Annotated in this window: 21 protein-coding genes; 10 read left to right on the top strand and 11 right to left on the bottom strand. The window is 67.6% G+C overall.

The window, feature by feature from the left end; all coding sequences use genetic code 11:
- Together A5759_RS04360 and A5759_RS04355 are read right to left on the bottom strand one after the other, a co-directional pair.
- Positions 1–411 carry a hypothetical protein gene (locus A5759_RS04360; protein WP_068194353.1) on the bottom strand — a complete coding sequence of 137 codons (411 nt, stop codon included), beginning with the start codon at positions 409–411 and terminating at the stop codon, positions 1–3.
- A gap of 102 nt (positions 412–513) precedes the next feature.
- Positions 514–1,632 (bottom strand): adenylate/guanylate cyclase domain-containing protein, encoded by a 1,119-nt coding sequence (locus A5759_RS04355; RefSeq protein ID WP_068194350.1) that lies wholly within the window; start codon positions 1,630–1,632, stop codon positions 514–516.
- Positions 1,633–1,666: 34 nt separating this feature from the next.
- Here A5759_RS04355 and A5759_RS04350 point away from each other — a divergent pair, with 34 nt between their 5' ends.
- Positions 1,667–2,170, top strand: coding sequence for a DNA-deoxyinosine glycosylase (locus A5759_RS04350; protein WP_068194348.1), 504 nt, complete (start codon positions 1,667–1,669; stop codon positions 2,168–2,170).
- On the opposite strand, the gene A5759_RS04345 is transcribed toward A5759_RS04350, so the two are convergent.
- Both A5759_RS04345 and A5759_RS04340 read right to left on the bottom strand, forming a co-directional pair.
- The gene (locus A5759_RS04345) at positions 2,167–3,546 is read right to left on the bottom strand and encodes an amidase (RefSeq protein ID WP_068194346.1); all 1,380 of its coding nucleotides are present in this window, start codon (positions 3,544–3,546) and stop codon (positions 2,167–2,169) included. The genes A5759_RS04350 and A5759_RS04345 overlap by 4 nt on opposite strands.
- Before the next feature lie 17 nt (positions 3,547–3,563).
- Positions 3,564–4,397, bottom strand: coding sequence for a helix-turn-helix domain-containing protein (locus A5759_RS04340; protein ID WP_068194345.1), 834 nt, complete (start codon positions 4,395–4,397; stop codon positions 3,564–3,566).
- A gap of 95 nt (positions 4,398–4,492) precedes the next feature.
- On the opposite strand from A5759_RS04340, the gene A5759_RS04335 reads away from it, so the two are divergent.
- Genes A5759_RS04335 through A5759_RS04325 form a run of 3 tightly spaced genes read left to right on the top strand, consistent with a single transcriptional unit; the run spans position 4,493 to position 5,892 of the window.
- Entirely contained in the window at positions 4,493–4,966 is a 474-nt protein-coding gene (locus A5759_RS04335; RefSeq protein WP_068194341.1) for a VOC family protein, read from the top strand.
- Between the two features lie 16 nt (positions 4,967–4,982).
- Entirely contained in the window at positions 4,983–5,420 is a 438-nt protein-coding gene (locus tag A5759_RS04330) for an HIT family protein (protein WP_068194338.1), read from the top strand.
- Between the two features lie 10 nt (positions 5,421–5,430).
- The gene (locus A5759_RS04325) at positions 5,431–5,892 is read left to right on the top strand and encodes a nitroreductase family deazaflavin-dependent oxidoreductase (RefSeq protein ID WP_082961979.1); all 462 of its coding nucleotides are present in this window, start codon (positions 5,431–5,433) and stop codon (positions 5,890–5,892) included.
- A 59-nt stretch (positions 5,893–5,951) separates the two neighbouring features.
- On the opposite strand, the gene A5759_RS04320 is transcribed toward A5759_RS04325, so the two are convergent.
- Positions 5,952–6,989 (bottom strand): LLM class flavin-dependent oxidoreductase, encoded by a 1,038-nt coding sequence (locus A5759_RS04320; RefSeq protein ID WP_068194330.1) that lies wholly within the window; start codon positions 6,987–6,989, stop codon positions 5,952–5,954.
- Between the two features lie 5 nt (positions 6,990–6,994).
- Positions 6,995–8,245 carry an NAD(P)/FAD-dependent oxidoreductase gene (locus A5759_RS04315; RefSeq protein ID WP_068194324.1) on the bottom strand — a complete coding sequence of 417 codons (1,251 nt, stop codon included), beginning with the start codon at positions 8,243–8,245 and terminating at the stop codon, positions 6,995–6,997.
- A 78-nt stretch (positions 8,246–8,323) separates the two neighbouring features.
- Here A5759_RS04315 and A5759_RS04310 point away from each other — a divergent pair, with 78 nt between their 5' ends.
- A complete protein-coding gene (locus tag A5759_RS04310; protein WP_068194322.1) occupies positions 8,324–8,917 on the top strand; it encodes a TetR/AcrR family transcriptional regulator in 594 nt (197 codons plus the stop codon).
- Here A5759_RS04310 and A5759_RS04305 read toward each other — a convergent pair.
- Positions 8,892–9,710 carry a uracil-DNA glycosylase gene (locus A5759_RS04305; RefSeq protein ID WP_197505952.1) on the bottom strand — a complete coding sequence of 273 codons (819 nt, stop codon included), beginning with the start codon at positions 9,708–9,710 and terminating at the stop codon, positions 8,892–8,894. The genes A5759_RS04310 and A5759_RS04305 overlap by 26 nt on opposite strands.
- 83 nt (positions 9,711–9,793) lie before the next feature.
- Here A5759_RS04305 and A5759_RS04300 point away from each other — a divergent pair, with 83 nt between their 5' ends.
- Positions 9,794–11,023: an MFS transporter gene (locus tag A5759_RS04300; protein ID WP_066842556.1), complete on the top strand. Its 1,230-nt coding sequence runs from the start codon at positions 9,794–9,796 to the stop codon at positions 11,021–11,023.
- Here A5759_RS04300 and A5759_RS04295 read toward each other — a convergent pair.
- Complete coding sequence (locus tag A5759_RS04295) at positions 11,020–13,632, bottom strand: LuxR family transcriptional regulator (RefSeq protein WP_068194317.1); 2,613 nt, start codon at positions 13,630–13,632, stop codon at positions 11,020–11,022. The genes A5759_RS04300 and A5759_RS04295 overlap by 4 nt on opposite strands.
- Before the next feature lie 100 nt (positions 13,633–13,732).
- On the opposite strand from A5759_RS04295, the gene A5759_RS04290 reads away from it, so the two are divergent.
- The 3 genes from A5759_RS04290 to A5759_RS04280 all read left to right on the top strand — a co-directional run bounded on the left by A5759_RS04290 (position 13,733) and on the right by A5759_RS04280 (position 17,034).
- The gene (locus A5759_RS04290) at positions 13,733–15,097 is read left to right on the top strand and encodes an FAD-binding oxidoreductase (protein ID WP_068194316.1); all 1,365 of its coding nucleotides are present in this window, start codon (positions 13,733–13,735) and stop codon (positions 15,095–15,097) included.
- Positions 15,098–15,208: 111 nt separating this feature from the next.
- The gene (locus A5759_RS04285; protein ID WP_068194314.1) at positions 15,209–16,450 is read left to right on the top strand and encodes a cytochrome P450; all 1,242 of its coding nucleotides are present in this window, start codon (positions 15,209–15,211) and stop codon (positions 16,448–16,450) included.
- Positions 16,450–17,034 (top strand): TetR/AcrR family transcriptional regulator, encoded by a 585-nt coding sequence (locus A5759_RS04280; RefSeq protein ID WP_068194312.1) that lies wholly within the window; start codon positions 16,450–16,452, stop codon positions 17,032–17,034. Before A5759_RS04285 ends, A5759_RS04280 begins: the two co-directional genes overlap by 1 nt.
- Before the next feature lie 11 nt (positions 17,035–17,045).
- Here A5759_RS04280 and A5759_RS04275 read toward each other — a convergent pair whose 3' ends face one another.
- From A5759_RS04275 to A5759_RS04265, 3 genes are all read right to left on the bottom strand, one after another.
- Positions 17,046–17,762, bottom strand: a complete 717-nt coding sequence (locus A5759_RS04275) for a siderophore-interacting protein (protein WP_068194310.1) — start codon at positions 17,760–17,762, stop codon at positions 17,046–17,048.
- A gap of 139 nt (positions 17,763–17,901) precedes the next feature.
- Entirely contained in the window at positions 17,902–19,041 is a 1,140-nt protein-coding gene (locus A5759_RS04270; RefSeq protein WP_068194304.1) for an acyltransferase, read from the bottom strand.
- Positions 19,038–20,723, bottom strand: coding sequence for a DEAD/DEAH box helicase (locus tag A5759_RS04265; RefSeq protein ID WP_068194298.1), 1,686 nt, complete (start codon positions 20,721–20,723; stop codon positions 19,038–19,040). The genes A5759_RS04270 and A5759_RS04265 overlap by 4 nt, the downstream gene beginning before the upstream one ends.
- Positions 20,724–20,816: 93 nt before the next feature.
- On the opposite strand from A5759_RS04265, the gene A5759_RS04260 reads away from it, so the two are divergent.
- A complete protein-coding gene (locus A5759_RS04260) occupies positions 20,817–21,392 on the top strand; it encodes an LppP/LprE family lipoprotein (protein WP_082961978.1) in 576 nt (191 codons plus the stop codon).
- Positions 21,393–21,524: the final 132 nt, after the last annotated feature.

Below are 21,524 nucleotides of genomic sequence, written 5' to 3'. Positions count from 1 at the left end.
CTACAGCGTCGCGTTGATCGGGCCGAGCATGTCGCAGTTCGGCTCGAGCGCGTCCTGAAAGACCTTGCCGCAGCCGCGCCCGCTCGCGATGTAGGTCCCGCCCGGCTGATACGGCTCGAAGAAGACCTGCGCGGCGGCCGGCCCCCGCGCCTGCGTGCACTGCCCCTGAGAATCATGGCCGGCCTGGTGGACGCACGCGACGCTGTACGCCGGCTGGAACGGCGCGCCGCAAGCGAGGAACGAGACCGTCGCCGTCACCTTGCTCACGCCGCCGGTGTTCACAACCTGCGGCGGCGACAGCGTGTAGCCGCATGCCGGCTGCGGCGGTTGGGCGTTCGCCGCACCCACACCGAGCAGCCCGGATGATGCGACGAACAGCGTGACCAGCACGGCTTTTGCGACGCGGCTCATTCCTGGATCGTAGATCACCTACGCCAGCAGCCGTTTCGAAATGCCAGCGGTCGTCTCACGGCCCTTCGCTGCCTCGAACAATGGTTCGAACCGCTGCCAAGTTCAGTCGCCTCCCCGCCGCACGCGGAACAACTTCACATCCGACTTGATGCCCTTGAGATGTCGCGCCCCCGCGAACGAGAACGAGAACCCCTCATCGTCCCCGACGGCGTCGCGCGTCGACTCCGAGCCCAGAACGGTGCCGGGCCGCGCGGCGCTGGTGATGCGGCTCGCGAGGTTCACCGCCCCGCCGAACCAGTCACCGGTGCGGCTCACCGCCATTCCGGTGGCCAGGCCGACGCGCAGCCGTGGGAAGTCCTCGTCGTCGTTGGTCTGCTCGACGAGGGTCAGCGCCGCGTCGAGCAGGGGTACCGGTTCCTGGCTCACGAGCATCACCTCGTCGCCGATCGTCTTGACGAACCGCACGGGCGGGACGGACGCCTCATGCGCGAGATCGAACAGCCGATGGGCGAGCTGTTCCAGATCCTCCGGGGGCACCGCCTCGCCGAGTCTGGTGAAACCGACGAGATCGGCGAACGCGATCGTCACCAGCCGTGCGCCCGGCAGCCGTTGACCCTTCGCGCGCTCTGACGCGGTGATCGCCTCGGTCTCCATCAGATGGCGCAACTGCAACCGCAACATGTCCTGGATCATCGGACCGAGCAGCGGATCGGCCGTACGCACCAGGGCCTCGGCGTTCTTGGCGATGACGACTTCGGATGCGCCAGGGTCGAGCACCGAAGCCAGCCCGGCGTACCGCATCACCTCCGCGGCCTTCGACAGCCCCTCTGCGAGCACGCGCGTGATCTGGATGATCTGGTCCGGCAGGATTCCGATCTCGATGAAACGTTGACCGTACGCCGCGGCTTCGGCATCGGCACGCAGATAGACCTTGGCATCGGGGTCATCGACTGTAGGCAGTCCCATCGCGCGTTGAATACGCTGCAGCAGTTCGAGATCGATACCGGTCTTCTCGCTGGTTTCGCGCGCGGAGACGTAGACCCCGTCGTCGCCGAGCGCCTGACGCGCGCCGAGCAGCATCGGCAGGAACGCCTCTCGGATCACCTCGACGTCGACGCCTTTGCTCACCAACCACTCGACCAGCTCGGCGCGCTCGGCGCGCTCGTCACCTTCGAGCCCGTCGAGCAGACCCGACCCTTCGACGTCGAAGTCATCGGCCACCGGCCCAACGTATACCGCGTGCGATAGTCGAGGAATGGGTTCAGCGGTGCTGTACGGCTTGCCGCCGATTGTCGGCGATGATGCACACACCTTGATCCTGGGCAATATGCCCAGCGTCATCTCGCTCGCCGCCCAGCGGTATTACGACAACCCACGCAATGCCTTCTGGCGCATCATGGGCGACGTCTTCGGGTTCACGGCCGACGCGCCGTACGAGCAGCGTTGCGCCGCCCTGACGGCTCACGGGATCGCCGCCTGGGACGTCTTGCACTCCTGTCAGCGCGAGGGCAGCCTCGACTCCGCGGTGAGGCCGGAAAGCATGGTTCCGAACGATTTTCAGCGGTTCTTCGATGAACACCGCGGCATCGAAGTGGTGCTGTTCAACGGTGCGGCGGCCGAGAGAAACTTCACGCGGCTCGTCCGCGTCGCGAGCGATCTGCGGTACCGACGACTGCCGTCGACAAGCCCGGCGCAGACCATGCCATTCGCCGACAAGCTCACGATCTGGCGCGAAGCCCTTTCCGAGGCGGCGACTTAGGACACGGGCGGACGCCGGTGCGCCCACGGGCGTACGCGCTCGATCTGCCCGGCGAGCGACAGCAGCGTCGCCTCATCGAAGGGCCTGCCCACCAACTGCACGGACGTCGGTACGCCCGCACCGTCGAAACCCCACGGCACCACCGCCGCCGGCTGACCCGTCACGTTGAACAACGCCTGGAACGGCACTCGCGAGGCCACCGACAACAGCGTCGACAGCATCCCCCGGCGCTGATACGTCCCGATGCGCGAGGGGCCCCTGGCCGTTCCCGGGGTGAGCACCATGTCCACGTCGTCGAAAATGGACTGAATCCGGTCGCGGGTACGGGCTTCCGCGTCGCGGATCGCCGCCATCCGCCGATCGGAGATCATTCCGCCGACCCAAGCGAAGCTGCGTGTCCTGGCGTCCAGCCGCTCCGGATGGGGCAGCGTCTGGACGTCGTCGTAGCAGCCCCTGAAATACCGCGGCAGTGCCTGGTCGAACATCACCGAGGCCGGGTAATCCGGGTCGCGGTCGACCACCTCGTGACCGAGTTCCCGCAGCAGCTCACCCGACTCCTTCAACGCCGCGCGCTGCGCGCGCCCCACCCGGCTCATCAGCAGCGGAGGAAGCTTGTCGCTCAACGCAATTCGGAGGCGTCGAGGCTCTGCGGAGGCGGCCGCGACGAATCCGGACTCCCCCGTCGTCGCCTCCAAGAACAGCGCCGCGTCCTCCACCGTTCTGGTGATCGGGCCGTTGACGCTGAGGCCGTTCCACGCGTCGTCGTGCGGCGCGATCGGCACCCGGTCTCGTTGCGGTTTGAGGCCGAACAATCCGCACCACGTCGCCGGAATGCGGATGGAGCCCATTCCGTCGGAACCGAGCGCGATCGGCGCCAGACCGGCGGCCACCGCCGCGCCACTTCCGCCGCTGCTGCCGCCGGGCGCGAAGTCGACGTTCCACGGGTTGCGGGTCGCGCCGAACGTCACCGTCTCGGTGAACGGCCACAGCATCATCTCCGGCACCGTGGTCTTGCCGATGATCACCGCGCCCGCGTCGCGTAGCCGCTGCACCACGTCCGCGTCGCGGGTCTTGGCGGGCCCGTGTGCGGCGCTGCCGTAGGTCGTCGTCTCACCCTCGATGTCGACGTCGTCCTTGATCGCTATCGGCACGCCCAACAACGGCGCCCGCTCCCCCGCGTCAAGCCGCCGTTGCGCGGCGTCCGCTTCGCGTCGTGCGCCGGCTTCGAGCACCACGCGGTACGAGCGAAGCGTGGTGTCGAGTCGAGCGATCCGCTCAAGATAGTGGCCGAGCAATTCGGGAGCGGTGATGACGCCGGACGCGAGCAACCGCGCCTGCTCAGCGGCGCCTGCGAAGACAAGCTCGCTGGTGTCCACGGCCGCAGCGTAGCCGCTCAGACCCGGTGTCGGTCGGCGTATTCACCGGGTGTAGCACCCAGCATCGTCCGGAAATCGTTGATGAAATGCGCTTGGTCGTACCACCCGAGGCGCACGGCGAGGTCGGCGAAGTCCACGCCCGGGTTCGTCTCGATCTCGAGCGCCGCCTGCTGCAGTCGGTAACGGCACAGCACCCACTTGACCGGCACGCCGACATACCGGCGGAAGACCCGTTGTGTGGTGCGCGTGCTCCACGGCGACAGCTGCATCACCTGTTCCACCCGGTGCAGCCGATCGTCGTCACTGATCCGGTCGACCAGATCGCGGAGGGCCAAGTAGGTCTCGCCGAGTCCACCGCTGTGTGCCGCGATCAAATCGTCGAGGCGCAGGGCGGCCGATGCCACATCGTCGTGGAGATCGACCACCGAGCCGAAGAGACCATCGTCCACCGGCGCCACTCGTCCGGTCAGGGTCGACGCGTCGCGATCGAAGCGCGCGGTGAAGCCTCCGGGGTGGAATCGCGCGCCCACCACTGCGCCGCGTCCGCCGATGGTCGTCTCGAACACGCGGTCCACGACGCCGTGCACCAAATTGTTCGGTAACGCAAAGCCGTGGCGCGCTTTGTCACTGCCCCATTCATGAGTGATGTGCACCGACGGAAATGTGATCACCGTGCTGGTGAACGGCTCTTCGTCAGCGAGATCCCACTGAACCGACCAGAAGTGCTCAACGAACGGAGCCGCTCGGCGCGAAGGAGCGCAGCGGTCGAGGTCGAATACCGAGGCGCTCGCGGCGCGCCCGACGACACCGCGCACGGGCTTCGCATGTACCGACGTTCCGCCATCGCACATGGGATCGAGGCTACGAAACGTCGCCATGCCCGAGGCATTCGGACTGTCGCGAAATTCCAATAACCCCGGGGCACGGGGCATCCAAAGTGGCGACCATGACCGTCAACAAGATGCCCGAGGGCTACACCAGCCTGACCCCCTTCCTCTGCCTCGACGGCGCCGCGGCCGCGATCGACTTCTACACCTCGGTGTTCGGCGCCACGCTGGTCGACCGCATGGACGGTCCGAACGGCACCGTGGCGCACGCCGAACTCGACTTCGGCAACGGCCGCCTGCAACTCGGCGATCCCGCCGAGGCGTACCAGATCGCCGCGCCGGACCCATCCGGACCTGCCACGTATTCGATCGGGCTGTACTGCGAGGACGTTGACGCGGTCGTGTCGAGGGCCGAACAGGCCGGAGCTGTCGTGCGAGAACCGGCGCAGACGTTCGTCACCGGCGACCGGTTCGCGTCGATAGTCGACCCGTTCGGCACTCGCTGGTCGGTGATGACACGCGTCGAGGACATCTCTGGTGAGGAGCGAGATCGGCGGTTGGCCGCATGGGCGAAGGAGAACGTCGCGGGCTGAGCGCTACCGTGGCGGCATGTCCTGTGTGTTCTGCGCCATTGTCGCCGGCGAGGCCCCCGCCATCCGCATTTACGAAGACGACGACGTCCTCGCCATCCTCGACATCCGCCCGTTCAGCCGCGGACACACGCTGGTGATCCCGAAGCGGCACACGGTGGACCTGACCGACACGCCGCCGGAGACCGTCGCCACCTTGGCGCGGGTGGGCCAGCGGATCGCGCGTGCCGCACGCCGGTCCGGTTTGCACGCCGACGGCAACAACGTGGTGATCAACGACGGCAAGGCCGCGTTTCAGACGGTGTTCCACATCCATCTGCACGTGCTGCCGCGGCAGCAGGGCGACAAGCTCTCGTTCGCCAAGAACATGCTCCTTCGCCGCGACCCGGACCGTGAGGAGTCGGGACGGCTGCTGCGCGAGGCGCTGGCGGAACTCGACTCGGCTGCGCAAGACTGAGCCCATGAGCATGCCCTGGTACGAGAAGTACATCGGTTACCCGATGCTGTTGCTGCACGACAAGATCTACAAGGGCACCAACGGCCGCATCGGCCACACCATCCCTGGCGCACCGTCGATGCTGATTTTGCACACGGTCGGTGCGAAAACCGGTCTGCGGCGGTCCAATTCGCTCGCCTATGCGCGCGACGGAGACGACTATCTGGTGGTCGCATCGAAGGGAGGCGAACCGAAGGCGCCCGGGTGGTATCACAACCTCAAGGCCGATCCGAACGTCGAGATCAACGTCGGCCCCAAGCGCATCAAGGTCACGGCGATTCCGGTCACTCAGGATGATCCCGACTTCCCGCGACTGTGGAAGATCGTCAACGACATGCGCGGCAACAAGGACCGCTACATCGGCTATCAGAAGCGGACGTCACGTCCGATCCCGGTGGTCAGGCTGACGCCTGATAACCGGCCCGCCGGTTGACGCCTGATAACCGGCCCGCCGGTTGACGCCTGATAACCGGCCCGCCAGTTGACGCCCGCCTAGAACAACTCTTTGGCCAGCAGTTCCAGCGTCTTGTCGCGGGCCGGCGCGGTCGCCGGGTCGGTGCCGCGGCGGGCCGAAGCCACCGGGTTGACCATGACCTCGTCGACATCGAACCGGTCGGCCAGCGCGCGCACCTGCTCGGCCGCCTCGGTTGGATCCCCGACGATAGCGCGCCCAAAGGAGGCTTCGGCGATGCGCTGCGCCTGCGGTGTGAGCTCCTGCTGTTGGGCGTCCTCGACGAGATCCAACGGACCCAACGGTTGACCGGTGCGCAGCCGCGCCATCATCTGAAGGTTCGGCAACGCCAAAGCCTCTGCCTCCTCACGTGTTTCGGCGACGACCGCGTTGACGGTGAGGAAGGTGACGGGTTCGGGCGCCAGCTCGCTGGGCCGAAACTCCGAGCGGTACACCTCCAGCGCCTCCGCGGTGCCCTGGCCCGAGAAGTGGTGGGCGAACACGTACGGCAGTCCCTTCGCGGCGGCCAGGTGCGCCGAATACATCGACGACCCCAGAAGCCACAGCTTCGGTTCGCTCACCGCAGCGGGTGTCGCCTTGAGGACGTAACGCTGATTCGGAATCGGCACGCGCACGCCCCGCGCGCTCATCAAAGCGACCACGTCGTCGAGATAGTCGGGGAAGGCCTCGATGTCACGATCGTCGCGACCGGCGGCACCGCGCAGCGCCATCGACGTCACCGGGTCCGAGCCGGGCGCGCGGCCGATGCCGAGGTCGATGCGTCCCGGGTGGGCCGCCTCCAAGAGTGCGAACTGCTCGGCGACTGCCAGCGGCGCGTGATTCGGCAGCATCACCCCGCCGGATCCGACCCGGATGTGTTCGGTGTGCGCAGCGAGGTGCGCAATGAGCACCGGTGGGCTGGTGGCCGCCACCGAGGGCATGTTGTGGTGCTCGGCGACCCAGAAGCGGGTGTACCCGAGGCGGTCGGCGGTCTGCGCGAGCCGCGTCGACGCTGCCAGTGCATCGGAGGTCGACTGGTCGGTGCGCACCGGTACGAGATCAAGGACTGAGAGACGCATAGCAATCACAACGCATTTGAGCGCATGGACGTTCCCCGTACCGCGTCCACCAGCGCTTCCGGGTCGGGCTGCTGTTGCAGGAGGCGCTGGATCGGCCGCAGCGCGCGTTCGACGCTCATCACGCGCATCGCGAGCTCACGGGCGACGGCGAGCGACCGGCTGCGGCGGAACATCACCTTGGCGAGTTGGCGCGAGTTGTCTTGGGCCGCCTCGATGCGGGGACGTTGTCCGCGTTCGTAGGCGCGCAGCAGCTCACCGAGTGCGATGCGGGGCGCATGGCGGAGCACGCGGCTGAGCACCCACGCCGACTCCATCGCCATGCCCGCACCCACGCCGGCGGTCGGCAGGAACCCGGCCGCCGCGTCACCGAGCAGAACGGTGCGCTCGGTGGTCCAGCGCGGGGCGCGGCAGTCGGTCAATGACCAGTAGTAGGGATCGGGGTCGGTGGCGACGGCGGCCATCGCGCGGTCCAGTCTGGGGTTGACGGTCTTGAGGCCACGGCGCATCGCCGTGACGAAGGGCGCGGGACCTGCCGCGGTGTCCTCACGCGGCCCGCCGAGGAACACCCCGAGCGCATCGGCCACCGGATACATCGCGACCATGCCGCCCGCTCCCCACAACTCCTCACCGAGATCGGAGTCGCCTTCGTCGGGCGCCCACACCACCCAGCCGCCCCAGCCGGTGTCCACCCACTGCACCGATTGCCCGTCGAGCACGAAATCGCGTGACTTCGAGTGCATTCCGTCGGCGATCACGACGAGATCGAAATGCATGCGGTGATCGGCGCCTTGGCTCCTCACGCGGACGTCGACACCCGCCGACGTCTCCGCCAGGTCGGTGACCACCGAGTCGTACGTCACCGGGCAGCCCGCATCGGCCAGTACATCGATCAGCCGACCGCGGGCAATGCCGCGGTAGTCGCCGTACCGCGACATCAGGTCGACGGTCGAGTCCGTCCGCAGCATGCGGCCGGTGTGACCGTGCACGGCGTACCGCTTCAGTGGAACGCTCGCCGCGCGGTACGCGTCGCGCACGGCGAGGTCGTCGAGTGCGGCGTCGACCATCGGCATCAACGCGAGCATGTAACCCTGCGCGGGCGCGCTTTCGGCGCGCTCGATCAGGACCGGGTGCCTGCCGTCCCCGCGAAGCAGTTGCGCAACCGTCACACCGGCGATCCCGGCGCCGACAACCAAAATTCGCAATTCGTCCGCGGTCGCCTGCTGGTATTGCTCTTCTAGGCTTATCGGACTCAACATATTTTCCACGCTACCATTGAGTGGACCGGGTGGTCCACTCTGTTATCCTGAATCGTGACCTCGGCAAGAATCGCCCGCATGCCCGCAGAGAGGCGGCGGCGTTTGGTAAAGACGGCGGCCCTCGAATTCGGTTCCGCGGGTTATGAACACGCGTCGCTCAACCGGATCATCGAGCACTGCGCGATGAGCAAGAGTTCGTTCTACTACATCTTGTCTTCGAAGGCGGAACTCTACGAATTCGTGGTGGGGGAATTGATCGCTGACGTGGCAGCCGAAATCGACGTCGTCGAGCCCGAGGAATTCGCGGGAACGGAATTCTGGCCGAAAATCGAACGGTACTTCACGAAGCTCGTCTGGGCCTCGCAGCGCGAGCCCACGTTCCTGCTGCTGGGACGGATGTTCTACCTGCAGGCCCCCGGCCCGGCGAAAACCGCCGTCGGCGGAGCGCTCGGAGCAGTCCGGGAGTGGGTGCGCCGGGTGCTGCACGTCGGTCGTCGATCCGGTGCCGTCCGCGCCGACCTGCCCGAGCCGTTGCAGGCGGAGCTCGTTTTCCGAATTCTGCAGGTCTTCGACGAATGGACCATCGCGCACTACGACGACTTCGCGGATTCGGCCCTGCAGGAGTTGGCCGTCGCCCAGTTCGCGACTATTCGACGGACGCTAGCGCCTTAGCCGTGCGGAACACGTCGTCGAACATCCGCGGCGTCAGCTTGCCGGTGAACGTGTTCTGCTGGCTGGGGTGGTAGCAGCCCACCAACGTGACGCCGCCCATCTCGGCGGTGGCGGCGTGGCCGAACTTCGGCGCGGGCACCGGCACCGGCACACCGCCCGTGCGCAGCATCTGCAGCGCCGCCCGCCATGCGAACCCGCCGAGCGCGACGACCACGCGCACGTGCGCAGCCGTCAGCCGCCATTCGGCATCCAGCCACGGAGCGCAGGTCGCGCGTTCGGCGGGTGTCGGCGCATTGGCCGGCGGTGCACAGCGCACGGCGGCGGCCACGCGGGTCTCGTTGAGCGCCAAGCCATCTGCCGCGTCGACACACAGCGCCTGGTTCGCCAGGCCCACCCGGTGCAGCGCCGCGAACAGAAAATCGCCCGACCGGTCGCCGGTGAAGATCCGGCCGGTGCGGTTGGCCCCGTGGGCCGCGGGCGCGAGACCGACGACGAACACCCGGGGCCGCGATGACCCCCAGCCCGGAGCCGGACGGCCCCAGTACGGCTCGTCGGCGTAGGACCTGCGCTTGACGACAGCGGCCTCCTCACGCCACTCGACCAGACGGGGACAGGCGCGGCACACCGATACCTCGGCGTCGAGCTCTGCGAGCGACTGCGTCGCCGCGGCCATCGACACGACGTGCGCGGCGGTCTGCGCGACGGCGGTCCTAGACGTGGCGGGGTCACCCGGCCAGCCCGAGCCGGGAGGAACCGGCGACGTGAACCGCCCACCGGTCCGCGGGTGAGGCAAGCGCTGCACAGCACCACTGTGCCTGGTAGGGAAATCTGATGCCGAACGGGCCTGTGCGCTGTTAGATTCTGCCGCGATAACTCATGACGGATAGCCGGCGCGGTCCCCTGATACTGATTTTCTTCGCCGCGCTCACGGCCGGTGCCGGCAACGGAATCTCGCTCGTCGCGTTCCCATGGCTGGTGTTGCAACGCAACGGCTCTGCGCTCGACGCCTCGATCGTGGCGATGGCGGGCTCGCTGCCGTTGCTCGTCGCGACGCTGATCGCAGGGGCCGCCGTCGACTATCTGGGCCGGCGGCTGGTCTCGATGATCTCCGATGCCCTTTCCGCGCTGTCGGTGGCCGCCGTGCCCGTGCTGGCGCTGACGTTCGGCGTCGAGGCCGTCAACGTCGCGGTGCTCGCCGCGTTGGCTGCGCTGGGCGCCTTCTTCGACCCGGCGGGGATGACCGCTCGCGAGACGATGCTGCCCGAAGCGGCGATTGGCGCCGGGTGGACGCTGGACCGCGCCAACAGCGTCTACGAGGCGGTGTTCAACCTCGCCTACATCGTCGGACCCGGCATCGGCGGCCTGCTGATCGCCACACTGGGCGGCATCAACACGATGTGGGTCACCGCGTCGGCATTCGTCCTCTCGATCGCCGCGATCGCCGTCCTGCGGTTGGAGGGAGCCGGTACGCCCGACCGCACCTCCCTGCCCGAGGGGGTGTGGGCGGGCGTCGTGGAAGGGCTGAGGTTCGTCTGGCACAACAGGGTCCTTCGCACGCTGGCGATCGTCGACCTGGTGGTGACCGGGCTCTACATGCCGATGGAGTCGGTCCTGTTCCCCAAGTACTTCACCGACCGCGACGAACCCGTGCAACTCGGTTGGGTGCTGATGGCGTTGAGCATCGGCGGCCTGGTGGGCGCGCTCGGCTATGCGGTGTCCTCGAAGTACATCAGCCGTCGGGTGACGATGTTGACCGCGGTGCTGACGCTGGGAGTCGCGATGACGGTCATCGCATTCCTGCCGCCGCTACCGCTGATCCTGGTGCTCTCGGCGATCGTCGGGCTGGTCTACGGGCCGATTCAACCGATCTACAACTACGTCATGCAGACGCGGGCACCGCAGCATCTGCGCGGCCGGGTGGTGGGCGTGATGGGATCGCTGGCGTATGCGGCGGGTCCGCTGGGACTGATCATCGCCGGGCCGCTTGCCGACTCGGCCGGCTTGCACACCACGTTTCTCGCACTGGCGCTGCCGATGCTGCTGCTGGGCATCATCGCCGTGTTCCTGCCCGGCCTGCGCGAACTCGACCACCCGCCAACGGTTTAGCGAGCAGGGCCCTGCCTGGCGATTGCGGCGAGTTCCTCACGAGAACTCGCCCCCACCCGTTGGCACGCGCGATAGATGTGGCCCTCGACGCTGCGCACCGACATCACCAGCCGTTCGGCGATTTCACGGTTCGACAAACCGGCCACCACGAACTCGACGATCTCGCGCTGACGGCCGGTCAGCGGCTGACTGGCCGGAACCCTCAGGGCCGGTGTGCACAGTCCCCCGCAGGCGTCGCTGAGTTCTTTGGCCACGGCGGCGGCATACAGGCCGCGCTTGCGGTGCTGGCCGCGGGTGAACGCGACCGCCGCTTGCGCGGCGGCGTCGGCTGCGGCCGCCCGGTCACCGATGGTGCGGTAGGCGTCGGCGGCCGCGAGCAATCCTTCGCCGTCGTCGGCGGCCAACGCTTCTGTATGGCGCGCAACGGCATCGGCCAACGGCAACCCGAGTGCGTCGGCGAGTTCACGTGCGGGCTTGGCGCACGATGTGTCACCCCACTGCGCCGCCGCCTGATGACACGCCAGCTCGTGAGTGGGCTGGCGACGCGTGCGGGCTTGGGACGCCGCCGCTCGCACGGTGGCGATGGCGTCGGTGACGCATCCGTTGGCCACCAAGGACCATCCGGTGGCGATGCTCAGCGCCGTCTGCATGAACACGTAGTCGGGTGGCACGCTCTCACACGCCTCGGCGATTGCGTCCTCGGCCGCCTTCCCCTCACCCAGTTTCGCGTGCGCCTCGGCCAGGGCGAAACAGGTGGCCGGCCGCAAACCGCTTGTCACACCATGCCTTTGCACACCGGCCAACGCCTCGTGCAACAGCGTCACCGCTGCGCGGACGTTGCCCCGCATGAGTTCGGCGTTACCCAGCAGCGACGCAAGATTGGCGTAGGCCAGGCTCGGCATCTCTTTGGCGGAGTCCGCGATTCGCCGTGTCATGGCCTCACATTCGTCGACGCGTCCGGTCAACCGGCAGGCCCGGGCATACACGCTGGCGAACCAGAACCGCATGTGCGACGCCTGAAACGACGTCATCGCCCGCTCCAGCGCCGACTCCGCGACCGCGGTAAGTTCGTCGGCCCGGCCGAGCGCACCCAGCGCCATCGTCAGCGCCACCGCCGCCAACATCGCGTCGAAGTCGGTCAGCAGTCCCGACTCCAGTGCGGCCGTGGCCTTTTGGGCTGCGGCGTCACATCGCGCCGATGCGGCGTCGACGCACGCTTCGACGGCCATGCGCGCGAACTGCTCGGCCGTCGACTCGGGACCCGATGCCAGCCGGGTCAGCACCGCACCCGCGTCGTCGATGCGGCCGAGCATCCAGATCAGGTTGGCCGCCCTCACAATCGACCAGCGGTGTGCGCTTGCGGTGCCGTCGCCGACCATCCGGCTCAACACTTCCTCGACCTGCGCGCCGCGGCCGAGCAGGAAGAGGTTCAACGCGCGCAGCCCCGGCGCCTCGGCGGCACCGGCGTCGGCCGCCGCGGTCGCGAACCGGTCGGCGAGTTCGAGGTCGAGCAGCGTCATCGCGCCCCGAGCCGCCGTCAGAAAGAGGTCGGGGTCCGGTGGCAGGTCCGATTCGAGCGCGAGCAGTGCCCGTCGCACCGTCGCCTGACCGTCGGGCTCACCGTCGTGGGCGAGCCGGGTGGCCAACCTGCCGCGGATCCTCGACAGGTAGAGCTCGCCGGCGGTGGCCCGACGCAATTCGCCGAACAGCGGATGGGCCAGGCGCGCCGCCAAATTCGCCCCGCTTCGCTCGACGGTCACCAGCCGCATTCGCTCGGCAGTCTCCAGCGCGTCCCGGTCCACCACGTCGCACAGGGCGTCGACCGCCAGCGGTTCGCACTGCGACAGCGTGTCGACGACGAGGGCGACAGCCGGGGTCAGTTCACGCAGTTGGCGCCCGACCATGTCACTGATGCTCTGCGACACCGCCACGCCGCCGTCCCAGATCCATACCCCAGCCGTCTGCCGCAGCCGGCCTGCGTCGATCTGGTCCATGACCAACTGGCGCAGGAAGAGTGCGTTACCACCGGTCAGCTTCCAGAACCGGTGAGCACTACGGGCGTCCACCGCACCACCGAGGATCTGCTCGATCACGGCGCGCGCCGCGTCGACGGACAGCGGTTCGAGGTCGAGGCGGACGAGCAGTCCGTCCTTCCACAGCGCGGTGATCGCATCGGGTTCGTCGGCGCCCGCGCGAAGGGTGACGACAAGACGGGTCGCCCGCGTCTGCGCAAGCTGATGCACCAGGTGCGCAGACAGCCCGTCGAGCAGATGCGCGTCGTCGACCCCGATCAGGGTGCGGCCGTGACGATGTTGCCCGACAAGGGAATTGATTAGTTGGCGTACGTTCGGCACCTGCTCGGCGACGGCCTCGTCGATGACGGCGGTGAACGCGCCCAACGGTAGCGCTTTCGCGGATTCGGTGCCGACGATCCAGTTCGTACGGTCGCCCGCGCGGTCGGCGAGCCGAAGCACCTCACGTGCGAGCCGGGTCTTGCCCACCCCTGCGGCGCCGACGATCACGACGCCGGATTTGTCGCTGCCCCCGAGTGCGCGGCGAATGATTGCCAGTTCGCCGTCACGTCCCGCCAGCGGATCCCCGCTGATCACCGCGGAACTATATCCCGCAGTTCTCCCACCCGCGCGGGTTTTCGAGCCGCCGTCACGCGGCAGCGGACCAGTCGAACCCGCCGGCTCGTACCATGGCGGCGTGGAGTCACCCCTGGCCGATCTGGTCGACGCGCTGCCCGAGGGAGCCGTCGTCACCGATCCGGACATCCTGGGGTCATACCGGCAGGACCGGGCGTTCGACCCGAACGCCGGCACACCGCTGGCGGTGGTACGGCCACGCAGCACCCAAGAGGTACAAGCCGTACTGCGCTGGGCCACCGCAAACAAGATCGCTGTGGTGCCACGCGGTATGGGCACCGGACTGTCCGGCGGCGCATCGGCCCTCGACGGCGCCATCGTGCTGACGACCGAGAAGATGCGCGACATCGCCGTCGACCCGGTGACGCGCACCGCCGTCGTCCAGCCCGGTCTGCTCAATGCGGAGGTCAAGAAGGCGGTCGCGGAGTTCGGGCTGTGGTATCCGCCGGACCCGTCGTCGTTCGAAATCTGCAGCATCGGCGGGAACGTGGCCACCAATGCCGGTGGCCTGTGCTGCGTGAAGTACGGCGTCACAACGGATTACGTGCTCGGACTGCAGGTGGTGCTCGCCGACGGAACCGCGGTGCGGCTCGGCGGTCCGCGGCTCAAAGACGTCGCCGGGCTGCCGCTGACCAAGTTGTTCGTCGGCAGCGAGGGCACGCTCGGCGTGGTGACCGAGGTGACGTTGAAGCTGCTGCCCGCGCAGTCGGCGGCGTGCACTGTGGTCGCGGCCTTCGGCTCGGTGGAATCCGCGGCGGCGGCCGTCGTCGCGATCACGGCCAGGATCCGGCCTTCGATGCTGGAGTTCATGGACTCGGCGGCCATCAACGCCGTCGAGGACAAGCTGAAGATGGGCCTCGACCGCAGCGCTGCCGCGATGCTGGTGGCCGCCTCTGACGACCGTGGTCCGTCCGGCGCCGAAGACGCCCGGTTCATGGCCGACGTCTTCACCGAACACGGCGCCAAGGAAGTGGTCTCGACGTCGGACCCCGAGGAGGGCGAGGCCTTCGTCGCCGCGCGGCGGTTCTGCATTCCGGCCGTGGAGTTGAAGGGCTCGCTGCTGCTCGAGGACGTCGGAGTTCCATTGCCCGCGTTGGCCGATCTGGTCGGCGGCGTGGCCAAGATCGCGGCCAACCACGAACTGCTGATCTCGGTGATCGCGCATGCCGGCGACGGCAACACGCATCCGCTGATCGTCTACGACCCCGTCGATCCCGCGATGACCGACCGCGCCCACCAGGCGTTCGGCGAGATCATGGATCTGGCCGTGAGCCTGGGCGGCACGATCACCGGCGAACACGGGGTCGGCAGGCTGAAGCGGCCGTGGCTGGCCGGTCAGATCGGCCCGGAGGCGATGGAGCTCAACCGGCGGATCAAGGCCGCGCTCGATCCGGACAACATCCTCAACCCGGGTGCCGCGATCTGATTGCGCCGAGACCGACGTATTGGTTGAAATCACTCGCCGGATTCGACCAATTCGTCGGTTTCGACGTTGATGCTATTGACATGGCCCCCGGTTCTGTCGTACCAATGAGACATGACGGCTGCTCTGTCTCATGACACGCCGGTTCGATTCCAGCTCGCCAACGCCGACACGTGGGCCGATCCGTGGCCGATGTATCAGTCGCTGCGCGACCACGATCCCGTACACCACGTCGTGCCGAGCGACCGGCCCGATCACGACTACTACGTCATGTCGCGCCATGCCGACATCTGGGCCGCCGCGCGTGATCACGAGACGTTCTCCTCGGCGCAGGGGCTCACGGTCAACTACGGGGAGCTCGAACTGATCGGCTTGGCCGACAACCCGCCGATGGTCATGCAGGACCCGCCCGTGCACACCGAGTTCCGCAAGCTGGTGTCGCGGGGATTCACGCCTCGACAGGTGGAGGCGGTCGAGCCCAAGGTCCGCGACTACGTCATCGAGCGCATCGAGCGCATCCGGAGCAACGGCGGCGGCGACATCGTCGCCGAACTGTTCAAACCGCTGCCGTCCATGGTCGTCGCCCACTACCTCGGCGTACCGGAGGCCGATCGCGACAAGTTCGACGGCTGGACCGAGGCGATCGTGGCCGCCAACACCGCCGACGGCGGAATCGGCGGTGCGCTCGAGACGCTGGGCGACAAGCTGGGCGAGATGATGGCCTACTTCACCGATCTCATCGAGCGTCGACGGGTCCAGCCGGAGGACGACACCGTGTCGCATCTGGTGGCCGCGGGTGTGGGTGCCGACGGCGACATCGCCGGTGTGCTGTCGATCCTCGCGTTCACCTTCACCATGGTCACCGGTGGGAACGACACCACCACCGGCATGCTCGGCGGCTCGGTCCAGTTGCTCCATCAGCGACCCGACCAGCGTCGCCTTCTTGTCGAAAACCCGGAGCTGATACCGGATTCGGTCGACGAGTTTCTGCGCATGACCTCGCCGGTGCAGGGGCTGGCCCGCACCGTCACCCGCGATGTGACGGTGGCCGACACCACCATCCCGGAGGGCAGGCGGGTGCTGTTCCTCTACGCATCGGCCAACCGCGACGAACGCCAATTCGGCGATGACGCATCCGAACTCGACGTGACCCGCAGACCGCGCAACATCCTGACCTTCAGCCACGGCGCACACCACTGCCTCGGCGCGGCCGCCGCGCGCATGCAGTCGCGCGTCGCTCTGACCGAACTGCTGACACGCATCCCCGACTTCGAGGTCGACGAGAACGGAATCGTCTGGGCCGGTGGTAGTTATGTGCGACGACCGCTGTCCGTTCCGTTCGAGGTGGTCGCCTGATGGCCGGTGACTGGTTGGCCGCGCGGCGCACCGAGGTGGCCGCGGACCGCATTCTCGACGCGGCCGGTGAGCTGTTCACCCAGAAGGAGGCCGCGACCGTCGGCATGAACGAGATCGCTTCGGCGGCAGGATGTTCTCGCGCCACGCTGTACCGGTACTTCGAGAACCGCGAAGCGCTCTACACCGCCTACGTGCACCGCGAGAGTTACCGGCTGTACCGCGAGATGACCGAACAGATCAACGCGCTGACCGATCCGCGTGAGCGGTTGATCGAGGGGATGCTGGCCTCGCTGCGCAACGTTCGCGAAAGCCCAGCCCTGGCATCGTGGTTCGCCACGACCCAGCGACCGATCGGTGCGGAGATGGCCGAGGAGTCCGAGGTGATCAAGGCGCTGACCGAGGCGTTCGTCATCTCGCTCGGTCCCGACGCACCGGAGTTGGTCGCACACCGCGCGCGGTGGCTGGTGCGGGTGATGACCTCGCTGATGCTGTTCCCCGGCCATGACGAGGACGACGAGCGGTCGATGCTCGAGGAGTTCGTCGTTCCGATCGTGCTGCCGGGCCAACGGGAGCCGACGCTCTAGCGCCGGATGCGTCAGGCCACCCAGTAAGCCTGAGCCTTGATCGCCTTCTTCGAGATCTTGTACTGCTCGCGAAAGACCTTGGCCACCGCGCGGGTCGTGCGGTTGTCGCATGCGACCCATCCGAAGTGGTCGGGGGCGTCGAACGCGGCTGCGGCCACCGCTTCCACCAGCGCCTCGCCTGCGTTCTTGCGGTCCACCCACATCACGTCGGTGGTGCGGCCGACCGGTAGCTGCCGGTCGTCGTCGTGTGCCGCCTCCAGGAACACCCGCGCCGGGGTGTCGCCGATGGCGGTCAGCAACGAGTTGATGGCGGGCAGCGACGCGGTGTCGCCGACGATCACGTAACCGGCAGGCGGCGGTTCGGGCAGCGTGAAGTTGCTGCCGAGCACCGTGACCTCGATCGTGTCCCCGGGCTGCGCGTTTTCCGCCCAGTGCGAGGCGACGCCGTCATGCAGCGCGAACTCGATGTCGACGGTGTCGGCTTGTGGGTTCGGGTCGACCAGCGTGTAGCCGCGCTGATGCAGCTTCTCGCCGTCGGCGAACCACATCCGGATCCACATCGTCGGGTGCAGCGGCGAGCCTTCGAGCATGCCGCCTGCGTCGAAGCTCAGCCGCAGGTAGTGCGGGCTGATCTCGCGTTTACCCGTCACGGTCAGCCGATAGTCGCCCGCGCGCAGCAGCTTGAGCACCGCGCCCTGGAAACCTCGCGTTGGCTTCTTGTCCGACATCACTAGCCTTCCGTGTCGCTGTCCCGGTTAGGCTACCCTAATCTCCGATGTGCGGAAGCGGCAGATTGCCCGCTTGGGGGCCTAAGCGGGTTGATCCCACCCACCTGGTGCGTGCGATCAACCCGTCAACGCGGTGCCGTCAGGACCGCACGCGGGTGAACCGGTGCAGGAGCCACGCCAGCGGGACGGTCATCACGAAGGTGACGAGGAACAGCATGACGATCGAACCGGTGTAGATCGGATAGTGCAGCACCTCCACCATCGCCAGCTCCATCAAGATCAGGTGGATCAGGAAGATCTCGTAGGAGATCTCGCCGAGGAACACCATCGGCCGACTGGACAGCAACCGGGCGTAGACGCCGCGATCACCGAGCGCCAGCGGCGCCACCGCCAGCGTGGCGATCACCGTGTAGAAGAACACCTTCACCAGCGCCTCGCGCAGCTCGGCGGGCGAGGTCGTCGGCTCCCCGGCGATGGGTGTGGACGCGATGAAATAGCACGCCACCGCCAGAGGTATGCACGCCAGGCCGTACGCCCGCACCCCCAGCGGTTGCAACGCCGAAAGCAGCATCCCGCCGATGAACCAGACGAGGTACGACGGCAGCCACAGCCGCGCACCGTCGGGCAGAAAGTCGGTGGTGTGCACCAGGATCAGCCACGCGGGCGTGATCAGCGCCAGGGCGGCCAGTCCGCCGATCAGCAGGCCCGGACGCCACCGTCGTCGGCACAGCACCACCAGCAACAACCACGCCAGCAGCGGCAGCACCGCGTAGAACGCGACCTCGACCGCCAGGCTCCACATCTGCGTAAGCCCTTGATGCAGAAACGAATACAGGTAGTTGTCGGTGTAGATCTGGGTCAGCGTGAGGTTACGCAGCAACCCCTCCCATGTGTGTCCGGGGTTCGGGCCCGCCGTGCGGAAGTGATAGACGAGGTATGCCGTAAGGACCGTGACGACGTACGCGGGCATGATGCGAAGCACCCGGCGCCAGGCGTAGCGGCGCACCGAAGGTCCGGGCCTCCCAGCCGCGGACGCCTTCACCCACGGCGAGAACAACAGAAATCCGCTGAGCACGAAGAAGATCGGTACTCCGATCTCGGCGCGGGAGTACACCAGGCCGACATAGCCCTGCGGGTACTTGCCGGTCGTGTACGCGGCGTGGGTGAGCATCACCAACAACGCGGCGACGGCGCGGATACCGGTGAGCGAGGAGACACGTTCGACCCTGCTGACGGATTCCAGTCCGCCCTGCGCGTCCAAGTCGCGCGACAGCGTCATCTCTGCTTGTGCCGGCCCTTGTCCGGCCGTCGGTCGGGCTGCAGGTTGATCTTCACCCCCGAGATACGGGTGTTCTCAAGGGCTTTGAGTGTCTTCCTCGGCAGATCGGCGGGCAGCTCCACCAACGAGAAATCCGGGCGGATGGTGATGTGGCCGAAGTCGCTGCGGTGCAGGCCGCCTTCGTTGGCGATGGCGCCGACGATGTGGCCGGGTCCGACCTTGTGCCGTTTGCCCACCGAGATGCGGTAGGTGGCCAGGCCTTCCCGCGCTTTGCGGTCGGGCTTGTCGCGGCGGGGACGCTCTTCGCGTTCGCGTCGTTTCTCCGGTGGCGGCTCGACCATGAAGAACTCGTCACCGCCGTGCGCCTGTGTGGCCAACGCCGCAGCGATGTCGGCGATCGGCACGTCGTGCTCGCGTTCGTATTCTTCGATGATGCTGCGGAAGACGTCGACGCCCGGCGCATTGAGCGCTTCGGTGATCGAGTCGAGGAACTTCGCCACCCGCTGGGCGTTGACGTCCTCGACCGTGGGCAGTTCCGCCTCGACCAGCTTGGACCGGGTGGCCTTCTCGATGGCCTTGAGCAGATGGCGCTCACGCGGGGTGACGAACAGCAACGCCGACCCGGACCGGCCCGCCCGGCCCGTGCGACCGATGCGGTGCACATAGGACTCGGTGTCGTTGGGGATGTCGTAGTTCAACACGTGCGAGATGCGTTCGACGTCCAGACCGCGTGCGGCGACATCCGTCGCGATCAGGATGTCGATCCTGCCGTCCTTCAATGCGGCGATGGTGCGCTCGCGCTGCGCCTGCGGGATGTCTCCGTTGATCGCTGCCGCGGCGAAGCCTCTCGCCTTGAGCCGCTCGGCGACCTCTTCGGTGGCCTGTTTGGTGCGGACGAACACGATCATCGCGTCGCCCTCTTCCACCTCGAGCACGCGCGTCAGCGCATCCATTTTGCGGTGGCCGGAGACCTGGATGTAGCGCTGCGAAATGTTCTCTGCGGTGGCGGTTTTCGCCTTGACCGTGACCTCGACCGGGTCGTGCAGGTATTTCTTGGTGATCTTTCGGATCGCCGGCGGCATGGTCGCCGAGAACAACGCGACCTGCTTGAACTCGGGGGTGTCGGACAGGATGCGCTCGACGTCCTCGGCGAAGCCCATCTGCAGCATCTCGTCGGCCTCGTCGAGCACGAGGTAGTCGAGCCGCGACAGGTCCAGGCGGCCCTTCTCGAGGTGGTCGATCACCCGGCCCGGCGTGCCGACGACGACCTGGGCGCCGCGTTTGAGCCCCGCCAGCTGCGGGCCGTACGACGACCCGCCGTAGATCGGCAGGACGTTGACCTCCGGCAGGTGCGCGCCGTAGCGGCCGAACGCCTCGGCCACCTGCAGCGCCAGTTCGCGCGTCGGCGCCAGGACCAGCGCCTGGGTCGCCCGGCTGTCGGTGTCGATCTTCGACAGGATCGGAATCGCGAACGCGGCGGTCTTGCCGGTACCGGTCTGGGCCAGACCCACCACGTCGGAACCCGCCATCATGGCCGGAATGGTGGCCGCCTGTATCGCTGACGGCGTCTCGTAGCCGACGTCGACGACGGCCCGCAGCACCGAAGGGTGAATCTGCAGGTCGTCGAAGGTCAGGTCGCCGGTCGAGCCGTCGTGGCTCGCATCCGACTCGGCGGAGGTCATCGGCGTCGAGTCTAGTGCCCGCGAGCAGCCCGATTCGCCACGCGGTGTGTCGGCGCGACCTGGTCGACGCGATTTGCAAGGGTGGCTCAGGTGATGTGCACGGTTCGGCTCAACGGCCTCATGCGATCGGCGGCGGCGCTCTCGGCGGTGCTGGTGGTCGCCGTCGGCTGCGGAGCGGGCGACTCGACGGTCTCCAAGACGCCCGATGCGATGCCCCCCGCCGCACCTCCCCCGGCCGGGCCGCCGCCGCCAGCCCCGAACGCGGCGGCGTCCAGCGCACCCGCGGCCGATCCGTGCGCGGTCAACCTCGCCGCGCCGGAGATCACCAGGGCGGTGGCCGAGTTGCCCCGCGACCCGCGCAGCGACCAGGGCTGGAACCCGGAGCCGATCGCAGGCAACTACAACGAGTGCGCGCAGCTATCGGTCGTCATCGTCAAGGCCAACACCAACGCCACCAACCCGAACACGCGGGCGGTCATGTTCCACCTCGGCAAGTTCATCCCGAGCGGGGCGCCCGACACCTACGGGTTCAACGGCGTCGACACCTCGGAGAGCACCGGCGACACGGTCGCGCTGCGCTACTCCAACGGCGTTCCCGGCCTCGACAGCGTGGTCAGGTTCCGCTGGAACGGAAACGGCGTCGAGCTGATCGGGAACACCGGCGGCTGAGGGACCGCCCGGCGGCCGCCTCCGCCGAACGTGGGTTACCCGCACACCTTTCGTGGGGCAGATTCATACGGTCAGTGCAACATCCCTGGATTTAGGAGCGTTGCGCATGCCAAGTGGTTATCCGCATCCGCG

This window comes from Mycobacterium sp. 852014-52144_SCH5372336 (assembly GCF_001665615.1).
Taxonomy (GTDB): domain Bacteria; phylum Actinomycetota; class Actinomycetes; order Mycobacteriales; family Mycobacteriaceae; genus Mycobacterium; species Mycobacterium neumannii_A.
Note: the sequence above shows the minus strand (reverse complement) of the source record. Positions and strands in the feature narration are given on the sequence as shown.

Coding starts and splice junctions, on each gene's coding strand:
- A5759_RS04360 (WP_068194353.1), bottom strand. CDS start 411: ATGAGCCGCGTCGCAAAAGCCGTGCTGGTCACGCTGTTCGTCGCATCA.
- A5759_RS04350 (WP_068194348.1), top strand. CDS start 1,667: ATGGGTTCAGCGGTGCTGTACGGCTTGCCGCCGATTGTCGGCGATGAT.
- A5759_RS04340 (WP_068194345.1), bottom strand. CDS start 4,397: ATGTGCGATGGCGGAACGTCGGTACATGCGAAGCCCGTGCGCGGTGTC.
- A5759_RS04335 (WP_068194341.1), top strand. CDS start 4,493: ATGACCGTCAACAAGATGCCCGAGGGCTACACCAGCCTGACCCCCTTC.
- A5759_RS04330 (WP_068194338.1), top strand. CDS start 4,983: ATGTCCTGTGTGTTCTGCGCCATTGTCGCCGGCGAGGCCCCCGCCATC.
- A5759_RS04325 (WP_082961979.1), top strand. CDS start 5,431: ATGCCCTGGTACGAGAAGTACATCGGTTACCCGATGCTGTTGCTGCAC.
- A5759_RS04320 (WP_068194330.1), bottom strand. CDS start 6,989: ATGCGTCTCTCAGTCCTTGATCTCGTACCGGTGCGCACCGACCAGTCG.
- A5759_RS04315 (WP_068194324.1), bottom strand. CDS start 8,245: ATGTTGAGTCCGATAAGCCTAGAAGAGCAATACCAGCAGGCGACCGCG.
- A5759_RS04310 (WP_068194322.1), top strand. CDS start 8,324: ATGCCCGCAGAGAGGCGGCGGCGTTTGGTAAAGACGGCGGCCCTCGAA.
- A5759_RS04300 (WP_066842556.1), top strand. CDS start 9,794: ATGACGGATAGCCGGCGCGGTCCCCTGATACTGATTTTCTTCGCCGCG.
- A5759_RS04285 (WP_068194314.1), top strand. CDS start 15,209: ATGACGGCTGCTCTGTCTCATGACACGCCGGTTCGATTCCAGCTCGCC.
- A5759_RS04280 (WP_068194312.1), top strand. CDS start 16,450: ATGGCCGGTGACTGGTTGGCCGCGCGGCGCACCGAGGTGGCCGCGGAC.
- A5759_RS04275 (WP_068194310.1), bottom strand. CDS start 17,762: ATGTCGGACAAGAAGCCAACGCGAGGTTTCCAGGGCGCGGTGCTCAAG.
- A5759_RS04270 (WP_068194304.1), bottom strand. CDS start 19,041: ATGACGCTGTCGCGCGACTTGGACGCGCAGGGCGGACTGGAATCCGTC.
- A5759_RS04265 (WP_068194298.1), bottom strand. CDS start 20,723: ATGACCTCCGCCGAGTCGGATGCGAGCCACGACGGCTCGACCGGCGAC.
- A5759_RS04260 (WP_082961978.1), top strand. CDS start 20,817: ATGTGCACGGTTCGGCTCAACGGCCTCATGCGATCGGCGGCGGCGCTC.